Source organism: Pseudomonas sp. UBT (genome assembly GCF_050915955.1).
Taxonomy (GTDB): domain Bacteria; phylum Pseudomonadota; class Gammaproteobacteria; order Pseudomonadales; family Pseudomonadaceae; genus Aquipseudomonas; species Aquipseudomonas antarctica_A.
Window position 1 is genome coordinate 809078 of sequence record NZ_CP168079.1, and the last position, 24007, is coordinate 833084.

Below are 24007 nucleotides of genomic sequence, written 5' to 3' on the forward strand. Positions count from 1 at the left end.
GCGGCTACCTCCCCCATTCGCAGTAAAACCTGCCGCCGGGTTTAGCCACTCGGCAATATCACGGCCTGTAACACCCACATCCGCTCAGCACCTGCTGGACCGCGTTACGGCGGCTGTGCGTGAGGCCCTTTCGGGTGCACTGGGTTCCTTGATTCCTGATCTGCTAACCCGCGTAAAGTTGCCACCCTGTTTCGATCAGCAGGGCGAGACGCCTCACAGGCCTCGCCCGCTGGAATCCCCCCACACTTCCCATTAACCTGACCGCCTTTATCAGACAACCGGAAGTCCGATACCCGTGCTCAAGCCCTTCGCTGTCATCGCCCTCGCCTGCGCGCCCTTGCTCACCCACGCTGCCGACCTGGCAGGGGTGTGGAAAGGCACCTTGGGTAAATCCGCCGTTACGGCCTGTTTTAATGGTGCCCATGGCGCTAACGGCAGTTATTACTACCAGCGCATCCTCACCCCCATCCAACTGACTCAGGCCAACGCCAGTGAACCGTGGGCCGAAGAAGGCAACACGGGTTTCTGGCAGCTGGATGAGCCCCAAGGCGACACGCTGACGGGAACCTGGAGCAAAGCCCCGGGAGGCAAAGGCCTGGCATTGCTGCTGAAACGGGCGGATACGGAAAGCTGCGCCAGCGACGCCTATAACACGCCACTCGAGGCGGTGCCGCCTGCGGTGACGATGGAGAAGAAGTCCTTTGGCGAGCACGCCTACCAAGTGCACACCCAAGGTGGGCAGGTCACCTTGAAGCTCGAAGGCGAAGGGCCGGCTATCGAGAAGATCAACCGTGACCTCGCGCGGTTAGCGGTTAGCCCGGACGGCCAGGCCGACTTCTATCGTGAGCGGCGCAATGCACTGGACCAGAGCGGCGGCACGACCACCAGTGAGATCACGGTGGAACCGTTTTACTGGTCCTCGCAATGGATCACGGTGCGGTTCTACCGCTGGACCGCAGGCTATGGACGCGGCGGTATCAGTTGGGGCCTGCACAGTTGGAACCTGCAAACCGGCGACAGCGTCGACCCGTGGACGTGGCTCGGCGGGCAGCAGGAATGGTACGACGCCTACTCCGGCCAGGTGAAATTGCCCACCCCATTCAGCGACTGGCTGGCCAAGCAAACCACCACCGACGAAGGCTGCCCGGCGGTGACCAGCTACTCCACCTTCGACCTGAGCTTCAACACCCAAGGCCTGCAACTTTCAACGCCCGCCACCGGCGACGGCTGCGACAACGCGTTGAGTTTCACCTGGGCGCAATTGGAACCGGTGCTGACCGAGCCAGGCAAAGCGGCGCTGCCAAGCTTGAAACGGCCGTGAATACCCGGCTCAGCGAGCCTTACAAAAACCCCACATTCATTCACGAAATATTAAGAATCCGTTACATATACTAGCCGATCGCCACGGCCGTTCCCCCGAACGGCCCCTTGCCCCGGTAGCCAGAACCTATGACGCGTCCCGTTTCTCTGCTGCTCCTTCTCGTTGGTGTGTTGTTCTTCTTCGCCCTTGGCAGTCATGAGCTGCAAGGCTCCACCGAAGCCCGCGTTGCCGGGATCGCCATGGCCATGCACCTGGACAATGACTGGGTTATCCCACGCCTGTTTCGTGAGCCGTTCCTGGAAAAACCACCCCTGAGCCTTTGGTTGGATGCCGGAGCGATTCGCCTGTTCGGTGGCACAACGTGGGCGGTGCGCTTGGCGTCAGCGTTTGCCGGGCTGTTCAGCGTGATGCTGTTTTACGCAATGCTGCGCAAGTTCGGGCGGCCACAGACTATGGCGTTCTGCGCGGCGCTGATCCTCGCGACCATGGCCAGTTACTGGGGCAACGTGCGCGGCGTGGGTGAGGATTCATTGCTCAGCCTCGGTGTGACCACTGCGTTGCTGGCGTTCTACCAGGCCGTGCGGCCCGAGCGTCAAGGTTCCAGTGTTTGGGCGTGGGCGTTGTTTACCGTCGGGATGGCCATCGCGACGTTGAGCAAAGGCGTACTCGGCCTGGCGATGCCGGGCATTGTGATTTTTGTGTACCTGCTCAGCACCAGCGTAATGGACAAGCGCCTGCGCATCGGCGACTGGCTCAAGCCTGGGCTGTTCACGCTGCTGGCGCTGGTGCCGCTGCTGATCTGGCTGGGGTTTCTGTTCCAGCGTGGCGGCATGCAGGCCGTGGCCGAAGTGTTGTGGACCAACAGCGTTGGGCGTTTCAGCGGTTCGTTTGTCGAGGCTGGGCACTACGAGCCGTTCTATTACTACATTGCAAAACTGCCCGAGGCCTTCCTGCCCTGGAACATTCTGGTGTACCTGGGCCTGTGGCATTTCCGCAAAAGCCTGGTACGTAACCGCTACCGCCTGTTTTTCAGCGTGTGGCTGGTGGCGCAATTCACCCTGCTGACCCTGGCGTCCAGCAAGCGCGTGGTTTACTTGATGGCACTGACACCGGCAGCCGCCGTACTTGCAGCGGAATATGCAGGGGTGCTGTTGGAATGGCTCAAAGCGCATAAGCCGGCGCTGTACCGTTATCACCGCGGCGTGATCAGCGGTGTGTTCACGCTGTTGATCGTCAGTTACATGACGGCCGCCTTCTGGTTTGCACCAAAAGCTGACTTGCGCGAGTCCTTCGTACCGGTGGTCAGTCAGGCCAAGGCTTATCAAACCGAAGGCAAGGAGGTGGTGCTGTTCCAGCCCAACGAACGCATCGCCGGGGCCAGCGTGTTCTATCTGCAGGGCTATTTGCCGATCCTGCAAACCGAAGCTGAGCTGCGTAGTTTTCTTGCAGCCAAGCCCGGCAACATGGCGCTGCTGGACCGCCCCGAGCAACTGGCTGAGAAGGTCAGCGTGATCAAGCAGATGGCAATCGGTCGCCAGCCTTACTACTTCGTCGAGCAGTAAGGCCGGCGCCGGGCATCAGTGCTTGGTGACTTTGTCCAGGTAACCCATGGCGAACGCCGAGATCACGAAGGTCATGTGGATGATCACGTACCACATCAAATGCTGCGGATCGACGTTCTTGGCGTCCATGAAGATGCGCAGCAGGTGAATGGACGAAATCGCCACGATGGAGGCTGCCACCTTCATCTTCAGTGACGAGGAGTCCATGGTGCCCAGCCAGTTGAGTTTTTCCTTATCCTCATCGATATCCAGCTGCGAGACGAAGTTCTCATAGCCGGAGATCATCACCATCACCAACAAGCCACCGACCAGCGCCATATCGATCAACGACAGCAGCACCAGGATCAGTTCCGACTCGGCCATCGAGAACACGCTCGGCAGCAGGTGAATCACCTCCTGGAAAAATTTCAGCGCCAGCGCCAGCAACCCCAGGGACAGGCCGAAATAAATCGGGGCCAGTAGCCAACGCGAGGCGTACATAGCATTTTCAATAAAGCGTTCCATCGGATCTCACACAGCGTGGCTAAAAATGGCGGCGAGTATACCAGCCGCTACCAAACACCTGTAACCGCGAGAAAACTGACCTGGGCGGCATCTGTAAGAGAATTTTTCTGCTAGTGTCGAGTCCATTAACTCGGCTCGATGATGTCGGACAGGAAGATTCAGATGATGGATGTGCGATCCCCTTTGGCCACAATCGGCCTGTGTGCGGCGTTGCTGATGGCCGGCGGCTGCTCTCCCAAAGAAGAGCAGAAGCAGGTCACCCTCGAAGAAAAAACCGCGAAATTCGAACAGTCACTGGACACCATTCAAGACCCCAAACTCAGAGATGCCATCGCCGACCTCGGCGGCTCGCTGCTGTTGCTGGAGCGGGCGCGGGTCAAACTCGCCAACAAGCCCATCGAAGCCGAATACGGCGAAGACACTCTCGCCCTGCTCAAGCACTACCCCACGCCCCAAGCCTTGGTGGACACCTACATCAATGGCCTGTTCGTGCTGCGCAAAGCGTCACACTCCGACTACCTGACGGATTTGCAGCCGGTGTTCCCGTTCAACTTCAACACCCCGGACCAGTTCCCCTTCCCCCACGGCCAGGAATGGCAGTCGGTGACCTTGAGCAACAATAAAGTCATCCCCTTTCAGCCGGAATGGTCGGAAACCGATCCAGGCATCCAACTGAGCCCGAGCAGTTCGAACCTGACCAACCCCGATGACCTGACCGTGACTTACCCGTTCATCGAGGGTATCGAGACCGACAACAAGAGCCAGCCGCAGCCCGTCAGCCTCAAGGGCGCGGTTGAAGTGGTCGCGCCAGGCAAGGTGCTGACGTTCGACTTGTCGAAAAAAGACGTGGGCCACAAACGCACCGAGGGCAATATCACCCTCAACCTGCTGCTGCTTGAGAAAAACTACGCCGAGATCGAACTGACCAACAGCGAGCCGCTCGCACCGGAGGTCGGCGACGAATCACCGAACCCCTTACTGGTACAGGCACGTGACAGTACTGGGCAATTTCTCACCCGCTCGGGCTCGATCAACGAGAATGCTGCGCAAGTGGCGTTCTACGAGAAACAACTGGCCGAGATGCAAAAACAGACGACCTGGTCGGATGCCTTTGAAAAGCAACTGACGGACGAGCAAAAAGCCTTCGAACATAAACAAGGCAGCCACTACGCCAAGGTGTATTTCAATGGCCTGATCGACACCCTGCAGGTCGATGTACTGGACTTCTCCAAGGCCACGCTCACCCGCAAGGACCTCGACCTGCCGGTGATGCGCTTCGACAAGAACAGCCTGCAGAAGACCGTGCAAGCCCTGCCGATGCCGGTCACGGTGTATGACGACGGCGCCGCCAGTTGGCTCAAAGACGCCGCGATGACCGAAGATCAACTGAAAAAAAGCGTGACGATCAGCCAGTCGACCGAAGACGCCAGTGCCGCGAAAATCGTGTTTGACCACCCTTTCACGTTCAATGACGACCTGGTCGGCGCTGATCGCAACAGCGGCGAGTCGCCTATTACGTTCTTCACAGCGGACGACAAAGGCGAACGCGGCGAGCCCATCGAGTTGCCGACCGAAGCCTTCGAGTTGAATGCAGGCAGCGGCACGCTCACTTACGACCTCAACCTGTTCCCGGAAAACCCGGCCTTTGTGGTGGGCTCGGTACCGCTGTTCCTGGCCACGATCGAAAAAGCCACGATTGACGTGGGCAAGCTGCCTAAAGGCCTGTCGCTGAAGGACAACGCGCTGATTGTCGATCAAAAAGAGTTCCCCGCCGACAGCTGGCGTTTCTACGCCAAGGACGCGAGCGGCAACTACCTCAAGGAAATTCTCGGTGTGAGCCACCGCGCCGAGGAGTACGGCACGGCGCTGTTTGACGTGTTTTATTTCTACGGCCAGCCGACGACGCTGGAAAGCTACCAGCGCACCGACCTCGGCACCGTGCAATACGGTTTTGAAGTGAAGCTGGACAAACCCGAAAGCAAATAATGCTCAGTGATGGGTATCACTGACCGTCTGGGCTCGCCCACCATTGAGTTGTCGCAGATGTGCCTGCAAATGCAGGCACCAGATCTGCGGGTCATCGGCCAGCGCGTACCCGTGCAGGGTCAGGCTTTCAACAATCGATTGCAGGATGGTTTCTGCCACGAAGGGCCCATGAAACGGGCCTTGGGACTTGATGGTGGAAGGCTGTTCGCCGGTCATTCCAGCGGCAAACAACAACGTCCACATCCCGTTATCCCCCGCGAGAGGGCGAATGGAGCATTCGATACGGGTAACCAGGCCCAAACATTGGCGGGTAAGGCAAAGGTTGCGCGGCATGGCGGCGACCCTCGGTAGATCGGTGTTCAACCTCGCGCGTGGCGAAGCTGTCTCTGTCCAGCGACTCCTGTAGATATCCCTTAAGCTCAGAATAGAATAAAACCAGTACAAACCAAGGCTGTAGGGACCAACGGGCGTTGGCCCCTGAGAATGGAGTCAATTTAGTGGCGAATTCACCGCCGTTTCCAAATACTCCGCTGATCCAATGTGGGAGCGGGCTTGCTCGCGAATGCGGTCGGTCAGACACATTGTTAATGACTGATCCACCGCCTTCGCGAGCAAGCCCGCTCCCACACTGACCGCGTCACGACAATCAGCTCGGCTTGGCTTCCGCCAACGCCTGCTGCGCCAGCTCCTTCTCCGCTTCCTTCAAGTCGTCCTCGCTGATCATCTCGGCAATCGCGCGCAAACGCTCCACCACGCGCGCATTCACCGTGCCTTCCGGGAATTGCCCCTCTTCGTCCGGCTCACCGGCCGGCTCACCGACCAACAAGCTCAACGCCTCATCCGCCTGACGCACGGCGTAGATGTGGAACTGCCCGTCGCGCACGGCTTGCAGCACCTTCTCGTCGAGCATCAACGTGGCGACGTTGGCTTGCGGAATGATCGCACCCTGCTCGCCGGTCAACCCGCGCGCTTCGCACAGGCGGAAGAAGCCTTCGATCTTCTCGTTGACCCCACCCACCGCCTGCACTTCGCCAAACTGGTTGATCGAGCCGGTGATGGCAAAGCACTGCTTGAGCGGCGTCTTCGACAACGCCGAAATCAAGGTGCACGCCTCGCCAAGGGAGGCACTGTCGCCGTCCACATAACCGTAGGACTGCTCCAGCGCGATACTCGCCGAGATCGCCAGCGGGAATTCCTGGGCATAACGGCTGCCCAGGTAACCGGTAAGGATCATCACGCCTTTGGAGTGAATCGGCTGGCCAAGGTTAACCTCGCGCTCGATGTCGACGATGCCACTGCCGCCCGGGTACACCGTGGCGGAAATCCGCGCCGGTACACCGAAGGCCGAGTCGCCGACTTCCAGCACCGTCAGCCCGTTGCATTTGCCGACGGCCGCACCGGCGGTGTCGATCAGGATGACCCCGGCGAGCATGTCGTCGAGAATCCGCGCCGACACACGCCCGGTACGCGTGGCCTTGGCCTTGAGCGCGCGTTCGATATGCCCGGCATCGGTCATCTCATCGCCCGCCAGATGGCGAATGAAATCCGCCTCGCTCACCAGCTGGAACAAATCGCCGATACGCGCCGACAAACGCCCCTGGTGTTCCGCCAGGCGTGCGCTGTAGGTCGCCAGACGCGCCACTGCGTCCGACGTCAGCGGCGCCATGCCTTCTTCCGAGGTGCGGGTTTTGAGCAACTGGGCGAACTGCTCCAGGCTCTCGTCCACCATCGGGATGTCTTCGTCGAAATCCACCAGTACGCGGAACATCTCCTGGAAGTCCGGATCGGCATCCTGCAACGCGTAGTACAACTGGCGCGAACCGATAATGATGACCTTGACCTGCAACGGAATCATTTGCGGGTTGAGGGTCACGGTGGCCAGGCGGCCGAGCTCGCCCAGTGGCGATTCCATCTTCAGTTTGCGCGACTGCAGGGAACGCTTGAGGGCGTCCCACACAAACGGCTCGCTGAGCATTTTTTCGGCTTCCAGAATCAGGAAACCGCCATTGGCACGGTGCAAAGCGCCCGGACGCAGCTGGCGATACGTGGTGTAGAGCGCGCCCTGGTCGGTGCTGTATTCGATACGGCCGAACAGGTTGTCGTAGGTCGGGTGCGGCTCAAACACTACCGGCGCACCGCCGTTGACCGGGTGGCCGACCACCAGGCTCGGGCAATATTGCTCTTCGAGCAGCTTGCGGGCCTGGGCGTCGGTCTTGGCGTCGTCCACCAGTTGCTCGACCACGGTTTTGAGCAGGTACACCTGCATGGCTTGCAGGTAACCGCAAACACCCGCGTTTTCCGCGTACTTTTCCGACAGCGGCGCCAGCAAAGGTTGCAGGGCCAGGGTGATGGTTTCTTCGTTGAACTGACGCAGTTGGTTGTTGGATTCACGCTTCCACTGCGGCAGGCTCGCCAGTTCTTCGTTAAGGCGTTCTTCCAGTTCGGAAATATCCGTGTGGAAACGCTCGCGATCAGCCTCTGGCAGTTGCGAGAACTCCGCTTCGTCCAGCGCTTTGCCGTCGAGCATCGGGGTGAAGGCGATGTTGGAGCTGTCGCGGTACAGCGCCACGTCCTTTTCCAGGGCCAGGCGTTCGATCACGTCCAACGCCTTGTCGTAACGCTGGTTGAAGGCGCGGTCGATGGCGCTTTTGCGCTGTTGATAGGTCGGGTGTTCGAAAACAGCGGGGAACGTAGCGACCAGGTTGTCGACCAACCCATTGATGTCGGCAATGAAAGCCGCAGCAGCGCCGCCGGGCAATTCCAGGGCGCGCGGTTCGCGCGGCTCATCGAAATTATTCACATAGACCCAGTCCGCCGGGGTCTGCAGGCGTTTGCCTTCGGCCTTCAGGTAGCGTTTGACGAACGAAAAGCGGCCGGTACCCGGCTCGCCCATGACAAACACGTTGTAACCGGGGCGTGGCATGGCCACGCCGAACTGCAAGGCTTCAACCGCACGTTCCTGGCCAAGCACACCGCGAAAGGGCTCCAAATCATTAGTGGTCGAGAAGCTGAACTGTTCAGCGGAGAAAGGGCGAGTCAGCGCTTCAGGCGCTAGACGCAGGCTGGCAGCAACAGGATCAGGCATCGGGCTTCCTTACATCAGGCGGGGCAGATGACGGCATTCTGGCTCTCGGTTACGCGCTCTGGCAAGGCGCGCCTTTGGGAAAGCATAGACACGGGAGGCCTCCTACAAAAAAAACGCGACAACTCGGTTTGTTTTATAAAAAATAACGGAACCCCAGGAACGTGCCTAAACTCCAAACTGCGCGGGTTGGACTAATAACTGGCCCCTAGGGCGCTGCAACGCGCCTGAACCCTTGTCCATTGGTTTGCACACAAAGAGAACAAAGCTATGAAACGGATCCTTCTTGGTACTCTCTTCACCGTTGTCTCCCTCAATGCAATGGCTGAATCACCAGGTGGCCCGAACTGCGGTTGGGGCAACATGTTGTTCGAAGGCCAGCGCGGTACGCCAGCTCACTTCCTCGCTTCCACCACCAACGGCACCTCGGGTAACGCCACCTTCGGCATGACCTCGGGCACCAACGGTTGCAGCACCAACAGCGCCCTGACCTACGGCGGCAAGTCCTGGATTGCCATGAATGGCATGATGAACGAGCTGTCCGAAGACATGGCCAAGGGCAACGGCGAAGCGCTGACCACCTATGCCGTGGTACTGGGCGTTGCACCGGAAGATCGCGAGCACTTTGCTGCCGTGACCCACGAGCACTTCCAGCAAATCTTCAGCAAGGCTGACGTGACCGCTGACGACGTGCACAACAACACCCTGGCTGTACTGAAAAGCGATACCCGCCTGGCGAAATACGCTACCCAGGCTTAAGCTCGACCCGCCCGCGCCTTACGAGGCGCGGGTTTTACTTTTGGGCCCGCCTCCCCTTTGGGTCTCACTATTTCCGACTTAAGTTGCCCCTATGCTCAAACGCTTTGCCTGGTTGGCACTCTTCGCCTGCGCCCCGCTATACGCGGCCCCGCATATTGATGATCAACGTTTGCAGCAATTGGCCAACGATCCATTCTGGCTGTCTTTGGGCCATTACGAAGCCGGCAAGCTCAAAGGCTGGCGCAGCTATGTCAGCGACAAGAAATTCTTCCTCGCCCCCGATGGCGCCCACCACCCGGACGCCGAGCTCAAGGCCACCGTTGAAGCGCTGTATGCTCCGGCAAGCCTGGGTGAAAAACATGCCCAATGCGTTTACCCTGCACGCACCCGCTGGCTGAAGGAACAGTTGCACCTGACCGATCTGCCTGCCCTGGAGTGCAAAGAATTCACCCAATGGTTCAAGGACGTCGCGCCCCACAGCGCGGTAATGATCTTCCCGGCGGCCTACCTCAATAGCCCGTCGTCGATGTTCGGCCACACGCTGCTGCGCATCGACCAGGCTGACGTACAAAGCAACAACACCGCCCTGCTCAGCTACGCGATTAACTTCGGCGCCTATATCGAAGGCTCCGACAACAGCATTCTCTATGCCTGGAAAGGCCTGATGGGCGGCTATCCCGGCCTGTTCGCTCTGGTGCCGTACCAAGAAAAGCTCTCGGAATACCGTAGCCTCGAGAACCGCGACCTGTGGGAATACCGCCTCAACCTGACCCGGCTCGAGACCGAGCGCATGGTCAGGCACGTGTGGGAGCTCAAGCAGATCCAGTTCGACTACTTCTTCTTCGACGAAAACTGCTCCTACCGCCTGCTGGAACTGCTGCAAGTGGCGCGCCCGAGCCTGCGCCTGACCGAGCAATTCCCACTGACCGCAATCCCGACCGATACCGTAAAGGCGGTAAAAGAAGCAGGTTTGGTGGAGAAAATTGATTACCGCCCGTCGCGTGAACGTGAGCTGCTTGAACGCGCCAAACCGCTGGATGGCGACGAGCAACAATGGGTGCTGAAAGTCAGCGACGACCAGAAACAATTGCAGGCGCCGGCCTTCAAAGCCCTGCCCCGCGATCGCCAAGCGCTGATCATCGACGCCGCCTATCGCCTGGGCCGCTACCGCGCCAACGGCCTGGAGCGCGACACCGAACGCTCCCAACGCAGCTTCGAACTGCTGCGTGCGATCAACCAGAACCCCGCGCCCGACCTCAAAATCGAGCGCCCGGGCCTGCCCGAAGATGGCCATGAATCACGCACCTGGCAAGCCGGCGTCGGCACTCGTGGTAACAAAACTTTCGGCGAATACGGCCTGCGCATGGCCTACCACGACCTTAACGACAACGCCGAAGGTTTCCCCTTGGGCGCGCAGATTGAAATCCTGCAAATGAAACTGCGCCAGTACGAAGGCAATCACTGGCAACTGCAACAACTGGACCTGGCCACCATCCGCTCCCTGACCCCACGCAACGCCCTGTTGCAGCCTTGGTCATGGCAAGTCACCGGTGGCCTGGAGCGCGTGCCGGGTAAACACGACGACCAAACCCTGGTCTCTCACGTCAACGGCGGCGCCGGCGGCACCTGGCAACTGAGCGACGACATGCTCGGCTTCGCCCTCGGCACCGTGCGCGTGGAACACAACAACGATTTCAGCGAGGCCATCTCCCCTGCTGCCGGTTTCAACACGGGCCTGCTGTGGAAAAATCCGCTGGGGAATTTGAGCCTGGAAGCCAAAGGGGATTTCTTCACCAATGGTGAAGTGCGCCGTAGTGTGAGCCTGAACCAGCAGTGGGAATTGTCGCGCAACCTCGGCCTGCGCCTTAGCGCCCAGCGCGAATACAGCCACTTGTCGACACCCGTGAATGAAGTGATGCTTGAAGTGAAGTGGTACCACTACTGATCTGTAAGCCCCGGCGATGACCCAATGTGGGAGCCGGGCTTGCTCGCGAACGAGGTGTATCAGTAACGGCTAGGCTGACTGACCCGCCCCCATCGCAGGCAAGCCAGCTCCCACACTTGTTTTGTGCCAGGCCTGAATTCTGCGCCCGCCGCAGTTCAAAAATGTGGGAGCCGGGCTTGCTCGCGAATGCGGTGCATCAGTAACGGCCAGGCTGACTGACCCACCGCCATCGCAGGCAAGCCAGCTCCCACACTTGTTTTGTGCCTGGCCTGAATTCTGTGCCCGCCGCAGTTCAAAAATGTGGGAGCCGGGCTTGCCCTCGAATGCGATGTATCAGCAGCGGATAGTCTGACTGACCCACCGCCATCGCAGGCAAGCCAGCTCCCACAGTTGTTCGTGCCTGGCCTGAATTCTGCCCCCGCCGCAGTTCAAAAATGTGGGAGCCGGGCTTGCCCGCGAATGCGGTGCATCGGTAACGGCTAGGCTGACTGACCCACCGCCATCGCAGGCAAGCCAGCTCCCACACTTGTTTTGTGCCAGGCCTGAATTCTGTGCCCGCCGCAGTTCAAAAATGTGGGAGCCGGGCTTGCTCGCGATGACGGCCGTTCAGGCAATGATGTATTGATTGACCCACCGCATTCGCGAGCAAGCCCGCTCCCACATTTGGCTCGCGTATAGTCAGATGCACTGCATTTCCCGCCCAGTCAGGAGCTCCATCAACATGGCCGTTAACTGCACCACCCTTGAAGAAGTCCGCGCCAACATCGACCGCCTCGACCAGCAAATCGTCACCCTGCTCGCTGAACGCGGCCACTACGTTTCCCAGGCCGCTCGCTTCAAAAAAGACTCGGACGGCGTCAAGGCGCCGCAACGGGTTGAACAGGTGATCGCCAAGGTCCGGGGTTTATCGCAGACCGTGGGCGCCAACCCTGAGGTCACTGAGCAGGTGTATCGCGCGATGATTGCAGGGTTTATCCAGCAGGAGTTGGCTGAGCATGCCGCACTGGCGATCAACCAGGCGACATAACCCCTGTGGCGATTCGACAAGCCTGCTCGCCACAATGGCAGTGCCAGCCTTTAGGTGGCGGGCGTCATCGCTTGGGTCAGGTCGTCTACGACGGCCTTGCCCATCTCACACAGATAATGCGCAGCCCAGGCGTATTGTTCGCCGCGCACATCCATGGCGGCTTCCATCGCGAGTTTCTTGGAGTAGAAAAGCAAAGTGGAGGCGTGTTCCAGCGCTTCATCAATCGGCATGCCGGCATTGACGCGGAACAGCGGTTTTGCGTTTTCGCCGTAGTCGCCGAAGGTGACGACGCCTAGGGTGGCGATTGAGGACAGGGGTGGATCGGGGACGACTTTAGACATGGTTTTTCCTTAGGTTAATAAGTAAGAACCGCCACAGCACGTCGCTAAACATGGAGAGGTGGCAGCTGTACGCGGGTTAGCGAACCGGTAACCTAGGAACCCGGTAGACCCGAAGGTCTCCCGCGCACAGCCGCCATAACACGATAAGGCAGGCAAAAGCGCGAGCCAAAGGAGTTGAGGAAGTTGTACCTACGTTTCTCGGGTCGCTAAACCCAATCGCTGTTTTGCAGCGACCCGAGGAGGCTAGACACTCAAACCCTAAGGCACAATAGGCCAGGGATTCTCTAGGAAACGTCCTGCAATTTAAAGAGAATCGTCGTTGATGGCCCTTTAGCCCAACACCTTTCTCACCTCTCTTTCACACCGCCCCAACAAATCCCTGACTAGACTTCCCCTATCAGCCGGGAAACGGCCAGGGAGTACGCCATGTGGCGGTCTGCGGTAATGCTGTGCGCGGTAGTGTGGTTGTCGGGTTGCCAATCAACCCACCAGGAGTTGCTGGCCAAAGGTTATCCACCGGCCTTTGCCGATGGCTTTGATGACGGTTGCAGCAGCGGTCGCCAGGCCGCAGGGGTGATCAGCGGGGAGTTTCGCAAGAACGTACCGCGCTATCTGAAGGACCGCGAGTACGCTGAAGGCTGGGAAGATGGCTTTCGCCAGTGCAAGGCCATGCGCGAGAACGAAGAGTTGCGTGACTACAAGGACAACCACTGGGATGACCGTGAGCGTGCCTGGCAGCAAGAGAAAGACCGCGACGCAGGCAGGGCTTATCGCGCGCAATAGGTCGCTTTCAGACATCCAGCGAAACTAAAGCCCGGCGACTATGGCCCAAACTCCATAGAGGGAGAATGTCATGAGCCGAGCTTTTGTTAACGAGGACAACGCCGCCGCCCAGGCCGATCAGCCGGTGGAGCGCCAGGTCAGTGAACAACCCAATCGCCTGACCGCAAAAGGGTTGGCGCAGTTGCAGGCCAAGGTCGCGCAGTTACAGCAGGAATACAGCGTGGAGTCCGCCAAAGGCGAAACAGCCGATAAGCAGCGCCAAGCGGATCTTGAGCGGGATTTGCGCTACTTCAACCAGCGCGTGCAAAGCGCCCAAGTCGTGGCGCCGGCCACTTCCACCGACAAGGTGCAGATCGGCAGTTGGGTCACCTTCGCCAACGAGCAGGACGAGCAGCAGCGCATTCAATTGGTGGGGGAAGACCAGGCCGATGCCCACGCTAACCTCATCAATTGGGGCTCGCCTTTAGGCCGCGCATTGCTGGGCGCCCAGGTGGGCGACGAGGTGCTGTGGAAACGCCCCGTCGGCGATCAAATGATTGAAGTGCTGCAGGTCGAACCCGAGACTTAAACGATACCTTGCGCCAGCATCGCGTCAGCCACCTTCACGAAACCCGCGATGTTCGCGCCCTTCACATAATTGACCCGACCGTTTTCTTCACCGTAATGCACGCAGGCATGGTGGATCGACTGCATGATGCTGTGCAGCTTGCTGTCCACCTCGCCTGCCGTCCACAGCAGGCGCATGGCGTTCTGCGACATTTCCAGGCCACTGACGGCCACGCCGCCGGCATTGGATGCCTTGCCCGGCGCGAACAGAATGCCCGCCTCAATAAAGATATCCACAGCCTCAAGCGTGGTCGGCATATTGGCGCCTTCGGCCACGCAGATGCAGCCGTTGCGTAGCAACGTGCGGGCGGCGTCGGCGTCCAGTTCGTTCTGGGTGGCGCACGGCAGGGCGATGTCGCAGGCCAACTCCCAAGGGGCTTTGCCTTTGCGGAACTCCAGGCCAAAACGCTCGGCTAATTCACTGATGCGACCGCGCTGCACGTTTTTCAACGCCAGCAGGGCCGACCATTGCTCCTCGGTCAAACCGCTTTCGGCGTACAGGGTGCCTTCGGAGTCGGACAGAGAAATGACCTTGCCGCCCAGGTCCATGACCTTGCGTGCCGCGTATTGCGCCACGTTACCCGAGCCGGACACAGCCACGCGTTTGCCTTCAACTCGCTGACCACTGCGCTTGAGCATTTCTTCGGCGAAGTACACACAGCCGAAACCGGTGGCTTCGGGGCGAATCAGGCTGCCACCGTAAGTCATGCCTTTGCCGGTCAGCACGGAGGTGAATTGGTTGCTGAGACGCTTGTACTGGCCAAACAGGAAGCCGATTTCGCGGGCGCCCACGCCGATATCACCGGCCGGCACGTCCACGTCCGCACCAATGTGGCGGTACAACTCGCTCATGAACGCCTGGCAGAAACGCATGACTTCGGCGTCGCTCTTGCCCTTGGGATCAAAGTCCGAACCGCCTTTGCCGCCGCCCATGGGCAACGAAGTCAGCGAGTTTTTGAAGGTCTGTTCGAAAGCGAGGAACTTGAGCACGCCCAGGTTCACCGACGGGTGGAAGCGCAGGCCGCCTTTGTAGGGACCGATGGCGCTGTTCATCTGGATGCGGAACCCGCGATTGACCTGAACCTTGCCGTGATCATCCACCCACGACACCCGAAAGGTGATCGCACGTTCCGGTTCGCAGATGCGCTCCAGGATGCCCGAGGTCAGGTAGTGGGGGTTGGCTTCAAGAAACGGCCACAAACTGCGCAGGACTTCCTCTACGGCTTGGTGGAATTCCGGCTGGTCGGGGTCGCGTTTCTTGAGGCGGGCAAGGAAGGATTCGACAGATTCGATCATGGAAATGTCTCGGCAAATTGATTGTTTTTAAAGGAGATTGAGCCGGACCTTAGCAATTCATGTTGCACCTGAAAAGCGCAAAATGTCGCTTTTGTGAATTTAAATGGTGCATTAGATATAAATTATTGTGCTTTTTTGCACCATGAGAGGGATTTCAACTCAAGGCATGCACCAACCGTTAAAGCGCCTTCGCGAGCAAGCCCGCTCCCACATTTGATCGGGTTCCCACTTTGGAATGCGGTCGAATGTGGGAGCGGGCTTGCTCGCGAATGAATTCAACGCGGTCCACCTGAATAACGCGCACAAAAAAGCGGAGCCCGAAGGCTCCGCTTTTTTCAAACCAGCCCGACTCAGGCCAGTTTTTTGTGCCGTACACGGTGCGGCTGGGCAGCAGCTTCGCCCAAACGCTTTTTACGGTCCGCTTCGTACTCGGTGTAGTTACCTTCGAAGAACACTGCTTGGGAGTCGTCTTCGTACGCCAGGATGTGGGTCGCGACGCGGTCAAGGAACCACCGATCGTGAGAGATCACAATGGCGGCGCCCGGGAAGTCCAACAGGGCTTCTTCCAGGGAACGCAGGGTTTCAACGTCGAGGTCGTTGGACGGTTCGTCGAGCAGCAGGACGTTGCCGCCCTCTTTCAGGGTCAGGGCCAGGTGCAAGCGACCGCGCTCACCACCGGACAGGTCCTTGACGAACTTCTGTTGGTCGCCGCCCTTGAAGTTGAAACGGCCGACGTAGGTGCGCGACGGGATTTCATAGTTGCCGATGCGGATCTGGTCAGAGCCGTCGGAGATCTGCTGGAACACGGTCTTGCTGCCATCCAGGTCATCGCGGCTCTGGTCGACACAGGCCAACTGCACGGTTTCGCCGACTTCGATGGTGCCAGAATCCGGGGTTTCCTTGCCCATCAGCATGCGGAACAGCGTGGATTTACCCGCACCGTTACCACCAATAACGCCGACGATCGCGCCTTTTGGCATCGAGAACGACAGGTTATCGATCAACACGCGGTCGCCATAGCCTTTGGAAACGTTCTTGAACTCGATGACCTTGTCACCCAGGCGCGGACCCGCCGGGATGTAGATCTCGTTGGTTTCGCTGCGCTTCTGGAATTCCTGCGACTGCATTTCTTCAAAGCGTTGCAGACGTGCCTTGGATTTGGACTGGCGGGCCTTGGCGCCTTTGCGCACCCACTCCAGTTCTTCCTTCATGGCTTTTTCGTGAGCCGATTGCTGCTTGGATTCGGCGGCCAGACGGTCGGACTTGGCTTCCAGCCAACCGGAGTAGTTACCCTCGTAAGGAATACCGGCGCCACGGTCGAGCTCGAGGATCCAGCCGGCGACGTTGTCCAGGAAGTACCGGTCGTGCGTGATCGCAACCACGGTGCCCGGGAAGTCGTGAAGGAAGTGTTCCAGCCAGGCGACAGAATCGGCGTCCAAGTGGTTGGTCGGTTCGTCGAGCAGCAGCATGTCGGGTGCCGACAGCAGCAGGCGGCACAGGGCCACACGACGCTTTTCACCACCGGACAGGAATTCGACCTTGGCGTCCCACGCCGGCAGGCGCAGCGCATCGGCGGCGACTTCCAGCTGGCGCTCCAGGTTGTGACCGTCGCCGGCCTGCAGGATGGCTTCGAGCTTGGCCTGTTCGGCGGCCAGCTTGTCGAAGTCGGCATCTTCTTCGGCGTAGGCGGCGTACACCTCGTCCAGGCGGGCCTGGGCATTCTTGATCACGCTGACCGCTTCCTCGACCACTTCGCGCACGGTTTTGGTCGGGTCCAGGATTGGCTCTTGCGGCAGGTAGCCGATGTTCAGTTCGGGCATCGGGCGGGCTTCGCCTTCGAACTCGGTGTCGACGCCGGCCATGATTTTCAGCAATGTGGACTTACCCGAACCGTTGAGGCCGAGCACGCCGATCTTGGCGCCTGGGAAGAAGGACAGCGAAATGTTTTTCAGGATTTCCCGCTTCGGCGGAACAACTTTTCCCAGCCGATGCATGGTGAAGACGTATTGAGCCATGGTGAACCTAGCGTCAGTGACTGATGAGTTAAGCGGGCGAAGCCCGTGCAGGCCATGCGCCGCGCGGGCCGTTGATGGTGATCAATGCCTGCGTGCGAAAAAAGCCTGAAGTCTGGGGCTGGAACGCCCTCGCGTAACCGGCAAAGCTACCTGAATGCGCTTGGGCAGTCCAGCCAAGCGGGACTGGCACTTTGCCACAACTCAAGGCATGCTAGCCGCCCTCCGGGCGTCCGGCTTATAGTGCACGTCGCGCGCCAATCCAGCCAAACCGCAGGATCACAGCTTGTCCAAAGTCACGCCGCCCACTCCTCTGCGCGCCGCTCATATAGCGCCGGGAGCGCCCCTGCACGGCACCCTGAAAGGCGCATTGGCGACGCTTGTCCTTATGTTGCTCGCGTTATTGTTCTGGCAACTGCTGGACCAATTGCAGCAAAACCAGAAAAACCAGCAGCAATACACCATTGACTACAGCGCCGACCTGGCTGAACAGATCAGCCTGAACATGGCCCTGAGCGCAAAAATCGCCCTGAACCTGTTACCGATGGTCGAGCCGCCGCGCAACGACGAACAACAGCAAGCGCTGATGCGCACCTTGCAACGCTCGCTGCCGGAGCTGCGCAGTTTCGCCTTGCTGGCGCCAAGCGGCGCGTTGATCAGTGACAGCGCCAAAGACAGCCAGGACCGCGCCTGGCTTGAAGAGCTGGTACAGCGCAGCCACTCGCAACCTTATTACCTGAGCAACAATGTCGACGGCACCCTCATATATCTGTTGCTGCAGCAGCCCAGTGGCGGCTCAAAAATGTACTGGGCCCTGCGCCTGGAGCCTAGCTATCTGAGCAACCTCACCCGCCAGGATGGCCAGGGCCAGCGCCCAATGTGGGCCATCGAGAATCGCTTGAACCACCGCGTGGTCAGCCGCGATTCCGGCATGCCGGCACAGTGGGCGTCTGCGCTGACGCCGGATGAGCTGAATAAAAGCGTGTTGGTCACGCCCCTGAGCAAAAGTGACTGGCAATTGCGCGGGCTGTTCGACCGCGGCGCCGTGCTGGAGCAACTGCTGCCGGCGTTTATCGGCAAATGCCTGTTGGGCCTGGCCTTCTCGCTGATTCCGGTGATTGTGTTGCTCAATATGCGTCGCCGTCAGCGTCAGGTGCATGAAGGCCGCAGGCGTTATCAGGATATTTTCGAAGGCACCGGCGTGGCCCTGTGCGTGCTTGACCTGTCGGGCCTGAAGGTTTTTTTCGACAAGACCAAAGTGCAGACCCGCGAACAATTGCAGGCCTGGTTGCGCAACAACGCCGAAGAGCGCCAACAACTGCTCAAGGAGTTGCGCGTCACCGAGGTCAACCAAGTGGCCGTGCGCCTGCTGAACGTGAGTTCTTGCGAGCAAGCGTGGGAGCGGCTGATCGATGATTGCCCGCGCAACGCCACAGCCATCGGTTACCAGGTGCTGGAGGCCGTCCTGACCCAGCAAAAACAGCTGGAGTTGGAAATCCAGCTCAACGACGTCGTCGGCAATGATCAATACCTGTGGCTGGTGATGCGCCTGCCGGAGCAGCAAGACGACTTCAAGGCGGTGATCCTCAGCATCAGCGACATCACCAGCCGCAAGTTGATCGAGCTGTCGCTGGTCGAGCGCGAAAGCTTCTGGTCGGACGTGGTGCGTACCGTGCCCGATCACCTGTATGTGCAGGACGTGATCAGCCAGCGCATGATTTTCAGCAACCATCACTTGGGCCACACACTCGGCTACAACAAAGTCGAACTGCAGCAAATGGGTGAGTATTTCTGGGAAATCCTGCTGCACCCCGAAGACGCCGAGCATTACCACGACTTGCGCCAGCGGCAACGTGAAGTCGGCTACAGCACCCAATTGCAATGTCAGCTGCGCTTTCGTCACCGCAATAACCAATGGCGATGCTTCGATATCCGCGAGCAGGCCCTGGCCCGTGACAAATCTGCGCAGGTCACGCGGATCATCGGCGTGGCCAAGGACATTACCGATCAGATCGAAGCCAGCGAATCCCTGCGCGACAGCGAGCAACGCTACCGCATGCTGGCCGAAAGCATCAGCGACGTAATCTGCTCCACCGACAGCCACCTGGCCCTCAACTACGTCAGCCCGTCAGTCAGCGCCGTACTGGGTTATGACGTGGACTGGGTATTCAAGAACGGCTGGCAGTCGATCATTGCCAACCCCCAACAACTGAGCGGCATTTACAGCCTGGTGGAACACGTCAGCCGCGCGCTGGGCGACGTGGCCGCGTTGAACAAGCTGCGCGATGAAGTACAGACCCAGTTGTTCCTGTTCGACTGCCTGCGCGCCGATGGGCGCAAAGTGCCAATCGAGTTGCGCCTGGTGCTGGTGTGGGATGAGCATGGCGCGTTTGAAGGCATCCTCGGTGTGGGCCGCGATATCAGCCAGCAACGCCGCGCAGAGAAAGACCTGCGCATGGCGGCCACGGTATTTGAACACTCAACCTCAGCCATTTTGATCACTGACCCTGCGGGCTATATCGTGCAGGCCAACGAGGCGTTCAGCCGGGTCAGCGGCTATGCCGTGGCAGACGTGCTCGACCAGTTGCCAAACATGCTCACTGTCGATGAGCAACAGGAAGCTCACCTGCGCTACGTGCTCAAGCAACTGCACCAGCACAGCACCTGGGAAGGCGAAGTCTGGCTCAAACGACGCAATGGCGAGCATTACCCGGCCTGGGTGGGCATTACCGCCGTATTTGACGATGAAGGCGACTTGGCCAGCTACGTGTGTTTCTTCAGCGATATCAGCGAGCGCAAGGCCAGCGAACAGCGCATCCACCGTCTGGCGTATTACGACGCCTTGACCCACCTGCCCAACCGCACCCTGTTCCAGGACCGCCTGCACACGGCGCTGCAGTCGGCTGAGCGACAGAAGTCCTGGGTGGTGCTGATGTTCCTCGACCTCGATCGCTTCAAGCCGATCAACGATTCCCTCGGCCACGCCGCCGGCGACCGCATGCTCAAGGAGATGGCCACCCGCCTGCTGGGCTGCGTGGCCGAAGACGACACCGTGGCGCGCATGGGCGGTGACGAATTCACCTTGCTCCTGCAACCTCGAGTCAGCCGTGAGATGGCGCTGAACCGCGCGATCTCGGTGGCCGAGCAGATTCTGGCGAGCCTGGTGAAGCCGTTTGTACTGGAAGGCCGCGAGTTCTTTGTAACCGCCAGTATTGGCATCGCCTTGAGCCCGCAGGACGGCAACGAGCTGAGCCAACTGATGAAAAACGCCGACACCGCGATGTATCACGCCAAAGAGCGCGGCAAGAACAACTTCCAGTTTTACCAGGCTGATATGAACGCCAGTGCCCTGGAGCGCCTGGAGCTGGAAAGCGACCTGCGCCACGCCTTGGAACAGAACGAGTTCGTGCTGTATTACCAGCCGCAATTCAGCGGCGACGGCAAACGTTTGACCGGCGCCGAAGCCCTGCTGCGCTGGCGGCACCCGCGCCGAGGCCTGGTGCCGCCCGGGGACTTCATTCCCGTGCTGGAAGAGCTGGGGCTGGTGGTGGACGTGGGCGACTGGGTGATCAGCGAAGCGTGTCGCCAGCTCAAGAGCTGGCACCAGAACAAGGTGCGCGTGCCGAAAGTCTCGGTAAACATCTCGGCGCGGCAATTCTCGGATGGCCAACTGGGCGAACGCATCGCCACCATTCTCAAGGACACCGGCCTGCCCCCGGCGTGCCTGGAGCTGGAGCTGACCGAAAGTATCCTGATGCGCGAAGTCAACGAAGCCATGCAGATCCTCGCCAGCCTGAAAAACCTCGGCCTGAGCATTGCGGTGGACGACTTCGGCACCGGCTATTCGTCGCTCAACTACCTCAAGCAATTCCCCATCGATGTGCTGAAGATCGACCGCACCTTTGTCGACGGCCTGCCCTCTGGCGAGCAAGATGCGCAGATCGCCCGTGCCATTATCGCCATGGCCCACAGCCTGAACCTGGCGGTGATCGCCGAGGGCGTGGAAACCCATGAGCAGTTGGACTTCCTGCGTGAGCATGGCTGCGATGAAGTGCAGGGCTACTTATTCGGGCGGCCGATGCCGGCGAATCGGTTTGAAGCGCAGTTCAGCAATGATGCGCTGTTCATGTTCGACTGAATAAGAGCAGCGGCAAGTTGCAAGCTACAAGCAGCAAGAACGAGCGGAACTGCTTTTACTTGAGGCTTGTGGCTTGCAACTTGAAGCTGGCGCTTCATCGCCATGACTATGTTTCATATCCCTTCTAATAAGCGCTTGGGTTAGAATGCCCTCCTTTTCTGCCCCCGATCCTTGAGGACCGCCATGTTCAGCCGTGATTTGACTATTGCCAAGTACGACGCCGATCTCTTTGCCGCCATGGAGCAAGAAGCCGTGCGCCAGGAAGAGCACATTGAGCTGATCGCTTCGGAAAACTACACCAGCCCTGCGGTTATGGAGGCTCAAGGTTCGGTTCTGACCAACAAGTACGCCGAAGGCTACCCAGGCAAGCGCTACTACGGCGGTTGCGAGTACGTCGACGTGGTTGAGCAACTGGCCATCGATCGCGCCAAGGAACTGTTCGGCGCCGATTACGCCAACGTCCAGCCACACGCCGGCTCCCAAGCCAACAGCGCCGTGTACCTGGCCCTGCTGCAAGGCGGCGACACCATCCTGGGCATGAGCCTGGCCCACGGCGGTCACCTGACCCACGGCGCCAGCGTTTCCTCCTCCGGCAAGCTGTACAACGCCGTTCAATACGGTATCGATGCCAACGGCCTGATCGACTACGACGAAGTCGAGCGTCTGGCAGTTGAACACAAGCCAAAAATGATCGTGGCCGGTTTCTCTGCCTACTCGCAGATCCTGGACTTCCCGCGTTTCCGCGAAATCGCTGACAAAGTCGGCGCTTACCTGTTCGTCGACATGGCTCACGTAGCCGGTCTGGTCGCCGCAGGCGTCTACCCGAACCCGGTGCCTTTCGCTGACGTCGTGACCACCACCACGCACAAGACCCTGCGCGGTCCACGTGGCGGCCTGATCCTGGCTCGCGCCAACGCCGAGATCGAGAAGAAGCTGAACTCTGCCGTATTCCCAGGCGCCCAAGGTGGCCCGCTGGAGCACGTGATCGCCGCTAAAGCGATCTGCTTCAAAGAAGCCCTGCAGCCTGAGTTCAAGACTTACCAGCAGCAAGTCGTGAAAAACGCCAAGGCCATGGCCGGTGTGTTCATCGAACGCGGCTACGACGTTGTCTCTGGCGGTACTGAAAACCACCTGTTCCTGCTGTCGCTGATCAAGCAGGACATCTCCGGTAAAGACGCTGACGCCGCCCTGGGCAAAGCCTTCATCACCGTGAACAAAAACTCCGTGCCGAACGACCCACGTTCGCCTTTCGTCACTTCCGGCCTGCGCTTCGGCACCCCGGCTGTGACCACTCGTGGCTTCAAGGAAGCAGAGTGCAAGGAACTGGCTGGCTGGATCTGCGACATCCTGGCTGACCTGAACAACGAAGCCGTGATCGACGCGGTCCGTGAGAAGGTCAAGGCCATCTGCAAAAAGCTGCCGGTATACGGCGCTTGATTGCAGTTGCTTGAATGAAAAGCCCGGCCTTGCGCCGGGCTTTTTTATGCCTGAAAACCCTGCTTGCTCAACCTGCAATACAGTCACATGTGGGAGCGGGCTTGCTCGCGAAAGCGGTGGACCTGCCAGCTTATTTGTAACTGATACACCGTATTCGCGAGCAAGCCCGCTCCCACATTTTTTGATCGCATTTCAAGTCAGGGTTGATAGACCCGGGCAAAGCCCTCGCGAATCTTGTCTTCCGGCAATTCGTCAGCAATAAACACAATCACACTTTCGCGCTGCTCTCCCTCGGCCCATTCGGTATCCCAATCGAAACCGTAGAGTTTGAGCACGCCCTGGAACACCATGCGCCGGTCTTCCCCGGCAATATTCAGCACGCCCTTGTAGCGCAGCAGTTGCTTGCCGTGGTCTTCCAGCAACTCGTTCATGAACGCGCTGAGGCGGTCGATATCCAGCGGCTGGTCGGTGCGCAGCACCAGGCTTGAGATGCGGTCGATGGACGGCGCAGCGCTGACCGGGCGCAGGCTCATGCCGGCGTTGAGGTTGAAGCCGCGAACATCAAGCAACTCAGCCAGGTCGATGGCGCCGTGGTCGACCACCCGAATCGGCGCTCGGCGGTTGATACGGGTCAAGCGTTGGCTGAGGGCGTCGAAGGTCGCCTCATCCACCAGGTCGCGCTTGCTCACCAGCAAGCGGTCGGCGAAACCGATCTGGGCCTGGGCGATGGTCTGGGTCAGGTGATGCTCGGCGTGCGCCGCATCCACCAGGGTGATGATGCCGTCGAGGATGTAGCGCTCGCGCAGTTCTTCATCGATAAAGAAGGTCTGGGCCACGGGCGCGGGGTCCGCCAGGCCGGTGCACTCGATCACCAGCCGGTCGAAGGCAATCTCGCCGCTGTCCAGGCGTTCAAGCAGCAGGTACAGGGCTTTGGTCAGGTCGGTGTGGATGGTGCAGCACACACAGCCGTTGGACAGGGTCATGACTTGCACCGGTTCGGCGCCCAGCAGCTGGGTGTCGATACCGGCGTCACTGAATTCGTTTTCGATCACGGCGATTTTAAGGCCGTGCTCGGCTTTAAGCAGGTGGCGCAGCAAGGTGGTTTTGCCGGCGCCGAGGAAGCCGCTGAGGATGGTGACGGGGATGGGAGAGGACAAAGACAGTTCTCCTGATAACTGAAGGAACACAAAACAAATGTGGGAGCAGAC

17 protein-coding genes are annotated in these 24007 nt (G+C 59.5%); 10 read left to right on the forward strand and 7 right to left on the reverse strand.

Annotated features, from left to right (window positions below; genetic code table 11):
* The first annotated feature begins 295 nt into the window (after positions 1-295).
* The gene (locus tag ACDZ94_RS03790; RefSeq protein WP_432751090.1) at positions 296-1321 is read left to right on the forward strand and encodes a hypothetical protein; all 1026 of its coding nucleotides are present in this window, start codon (positions 296-298) and stop codon (positions 1319-1321) included.
* A 128-nt stretch (positions 1322-1449) separates the two neighbouring features.
* A complete protein-coding gene (locus tag ACDZ94_RS03795) occupies positions 1450-2883 on the forward strand; it encodes an ArnT family glycosyltransferase (RefSeq protein WP_407017095.1) in 1434 nt (477 codons plus the stop codon).
* A 15-nt stretch (positions 2884-2898) separates the two neighbouring features.
* Here the strand turns inward: ACDZ94_RS03795 and ACDZ94_RS03800 are convergent, their stop codons facing one another.
* Positions 2899-3387, reverse strand: coding sequence for a TIGR00645 family protein (locus tag ACDZ94_RS03800; RefSeq protein ID WP_064454204.1), 489 nt, complete (start codon positions 3385-3387; stop codon positions 2899-2901).
* A gap of 162 nt (positions 3388-3549) precedes the next feature.
* Here ACDZ94_RS03800 and ACDZ94_RS03805 point away from each other — a divergent pair, with 162 nt between their 5' ends.
* A complete protein-coding gene (locus ACDZ94_RS03805; RefSeq protein ID WP_432751091.1) occupies positions 3550-5373 on the forward strand; it encodes a hypothetical protein in 1824 nt (607 codons plus the stop codon).
* Positions 5374-5376: 3 nt separating this feature from the next.
* Here the strand turns inward: ACDZ94_RS03805 and ACDZ94_RS03810 are convergent, their stop codons facing one another.
* The gene (locus tag ACDZ94_RS03810; protein WP_262666305.1) at positions 5377-5706 is read right to left on the reverse strand and encodes a hypothetical protein; all 330 of its coding nucleotides are present in this window, start codon (positions 5704-5706) and stop codon (positions 5377-5379) included.
* Between the two features lie 313 nt (positions 5707-6019).
* Positions 6020-8458: a Lon protease family protein gene (locus ACDZ94_RS03815; protein WP_064454206.1), complete on the reverse strand. Its 2439-nt coding sequence runs from the start codon at positions 8456-8458 to the stop codon at positions 6020-6022.
* A gap of 267 nt (positions 8459-8725) precedes the next feature.
* Between ACDZ94_RS03815 and ACDZ94_RS03820 the strand changes: the two genes are divergently transcribed.
* The 3 genes from ACDZ94_RS03820 (at position 8726) to ACDZ94_RS03830 (ending at position 12186) form a co-directional block, all read left to right on the forward strand.
* Complete coding sequence (locus ACDZ94_RS03820; protein WP_017139294.1) at positions 8726-9214, forward strand: DUF3015 domain-containing protein; 489 nt, start codon at positions 8726-8728, stop codon at positions 9212-9214.
* Between the two features lie 91 nt (positions 9215-9305).
* Entirely contained in the window at positions 9306-11159 is a 1854-nt protein-coding gene (locus tag ACDZ94_RS03825) for an Lnb N-terminal periplasmic domain-containing protein (protein ID WP_432751092.1), read from the forward strand.
* Positions 11160-11880: 721 nt separating this feature from the next.
* A complete protein-coding gene (locus ACDZ94_RS03830; protein WP_432751093.1) occupies positions 11881-12186 on the forward strand; it encodes a chorismate mutase in 306 nt (101 codons plus the stop codon).
* A gap of 50 nt (positions 12187-12236) precedes the next feature.
* Here ACDZ94_RS03830 and ACDZ94_RS03835 read toward each other — a convergent pair whose 3' ends face one another.
* Complete coding sequence (locus ACDZ94_RS03835) at positions 12237-12527, reverse strand: DUF3077 domain-containing protein (protein WP_262666306.1); 291 nt, start codon at positions 12525-12527, stop codon at positions 12237-12239.
* 426 nt (positions 12528-12953) lie between these two features.
* Here ACDZ94_RS03835 and ACDZ94_RS03840 point away from each other — a divergent pair, with 426 nt between their 5' ends.
* Both ACDZ94_RS03840 and ACDZ94_RS03845 read left to right on the forward strand, forming a co-directional pair.
* A complete protein-coding gene (locus ACDZ94_RS03840; protein ID WP_221295672.1) occupies positions 12954-13310 on the forward strand; it encodes a hypothetical protein in 357 nt (118 codons plus the stop codon).
* Between the two features lie 70 nt (positions 13311-13380).
* The gene (locus ACDZ94_RS03845) at positions 13381-13878 is read left to right on the forward strand and encodes a GreA/GreB family elongation factor (protein ID WP_064454211.1); all 498 of its coding nucleotides are present in this window, start codon (positions 13381-13383) and stop codon (positions 13876-13878) included.
* Here ACDZ94_RS03845 and gdhA read toward each other — a convergent pair.
* Together gdhA and ettA are read right to left on the reverse strand one after the other, a co-directional pair.
* Positions 13875-15212: an NADP-specific glutamate dehydrogenase gene (gene gdhA / locus ACDZ94_RS03850; RefSeq protein ID WP_064454212.1), complete on the reverse strand. Its 1338-nt coding sequence runs from the start codon at positions 15210-15212 to the stop codon at positions 13875-13877. The genes ACDZ94_RS03845 and gdhA overlap by 4 nt on opposite strands.
* A gap of 350 nt (positions 15213-15562) precedes the next feature.
* Positions 15563-17227, reverse strand: coding sequence for an energy-dependent translational throttle protein EttA (gene ettA, locus ACDZ94_RS03855; RefSeq protein ID WP_221295673.1), 1665 nt, complete (start codon positions 17225-17227; stop codon positions 15563-15565).
* A gap of 283 nt (positions 17228-17510) precedes the next feature.
* On the opposite strand from ettA, the gene ACDZ94_RS03860 reads away from it, so the two are divergent.
* Both ACDZ94_RS03860 and glyA read left to right on the forward strand, forming a co-directional pair.
* Positions 17511-21362 carry a sensor domain-containing protein gene (locus tag ACDZ94_RS03860; RefSeq protein ID WP_432751094.1) on the forward strand — a complete coding sequence of 1284 codons (3852 nt, stop codon included), beginning with the start codon at positions 17511-17513 and terminating at the stop codon, positions 21360-21362.
* 183 nt (positions 21363-21545) lie between these two features.
* Positions 21546-22799 carry a serine hydroxymethyltransferase gene (gene glyA / locus ACDZ94_RS03865; protein WP_064454215.1) on the forward strand — a complete coding sequence of 418 codons (1254 nt, stop codon included), beginning with the start codon at positions 21546-21548 and terminating at the stop codon, positions 22797-22799.
* Between the two features lie 197 nt (positions 22800-22996).
* Here glyA and yjiA read toward each other — a convergent pair whose 3' ends face one another.
* Positions 22997-23956: a GTPase gene (yjiA, locus tag ACDZ94_RS03870; RefSeq protein WP_064454216.1), complete on the reverse strand. Its 960-nt coding sequence runs from the start codon at positions 23954-23956 to the stop codon at positions 22997-22999.
* Between the last annotated feature and the right edge of the window lie 51 nt (positions 23957-24007).

Bases quoted from the DNA above. Each gene is read 5' to 3' on its own strand.
- ACDZ94_RS03795 (WP_407017095.1), top strand. From the start codon at position 1,450: ATGACGCGTCCCGTTTCTCTGCTGCTCCTTCTCGTTGGTGTGTTGTTC.
- ACDZ94_RS03800 (WP_064454204.1), bottom strand. From the start codon at position 3,387: ATGGAACGCTTTATTGAAAATGCTATGTACGCCTCGCGTTGGCTACTG.
- ACDZ94_RS03805 (WP_432751091.1), top strand. From the start codon at position 3,550: ATGATGGATGTGCGATCCCCTTTGGCCACAATCGGCCTGTGTGCGGCG.
- ACDZ94_RS03810 (WP_262666305.1), bottom strand. From the start codon at position 5,706: ATGCCGCGCAACCTTTGCCTTACCCGCCAATGTTTGGGCCTGGTTACC.
- ACDZ94_RS03815 (WP_064454206.1), bottom strand. From the start codon at position 8,458: ATGCCTGATCCTGTTGCTGCCAGCCTGCGTCTAGCGCCTGAAGCGCTG.
- ACDZ94_RS03820 (WP_017139294.1), top strand. From the start codon at position 8,726: ATGAAACGGATCCTTCTTGGTACTCTCTTCACCGTTGTCTCCCTCAAT.
- ACDZ94_RS03825 (WP_432751092.1), top strand. From the start codon at position 9,306: ATGCTCAAACGCTTTGCCTGGTTGGCACTCTTCGCCTGCGCCCCGCTA.
- ACDZ94_RS03830 (WP_432751093.1), top strand. From the start codon at position 11,881: ATGGCCGTTAACTGCACCACCCTTGAAGAAGTCCGCGCCAACATCGAC.
- ACDZ94_RS03835 (WP_262666306.1), bottom strand. From the start codon at position 12,527: ATGTCTAAAGTCGTCCCCGATCCACCCCTGTCCTCAATCGCCACCCTA.
- ACDZ94_RS03840 (WP_221295672.1), top strand. From the start codon at position 12,954: ATGTGGCGGTCTGCGGTAATGCTGTGCGCGGTAGTGTGGTTGTCGGGT.
- ACDZ94_RS03845 (WP_064454211.1), top strand. From the start codon at position 13,381: ATGAGCCGAGCTTTTGTTAACGAGGACAACGCCGCCGCCCAGGCCGAT.
- gdhA (WP_064454212.1), bottom strand. From the start codon at position 15,212: ATGATCGAATCTGTCGAATCCTTCCTTGCCCGCCTCAAGAAACGCGAC.
- ettA (WP_221295673.1), bottom strand. From the start codon at position 17,227: ATGGCTCAATACGTCTTCACCATGCATCGGCTGGGAAAAGTTGTTCCG.
- glyA (WP_064454215.1), top strand. From the start codon at position 21,546: ATGTTCAGCCGTGATTTGACTATTGCCAAGTACGACGCCGATCTCTTT.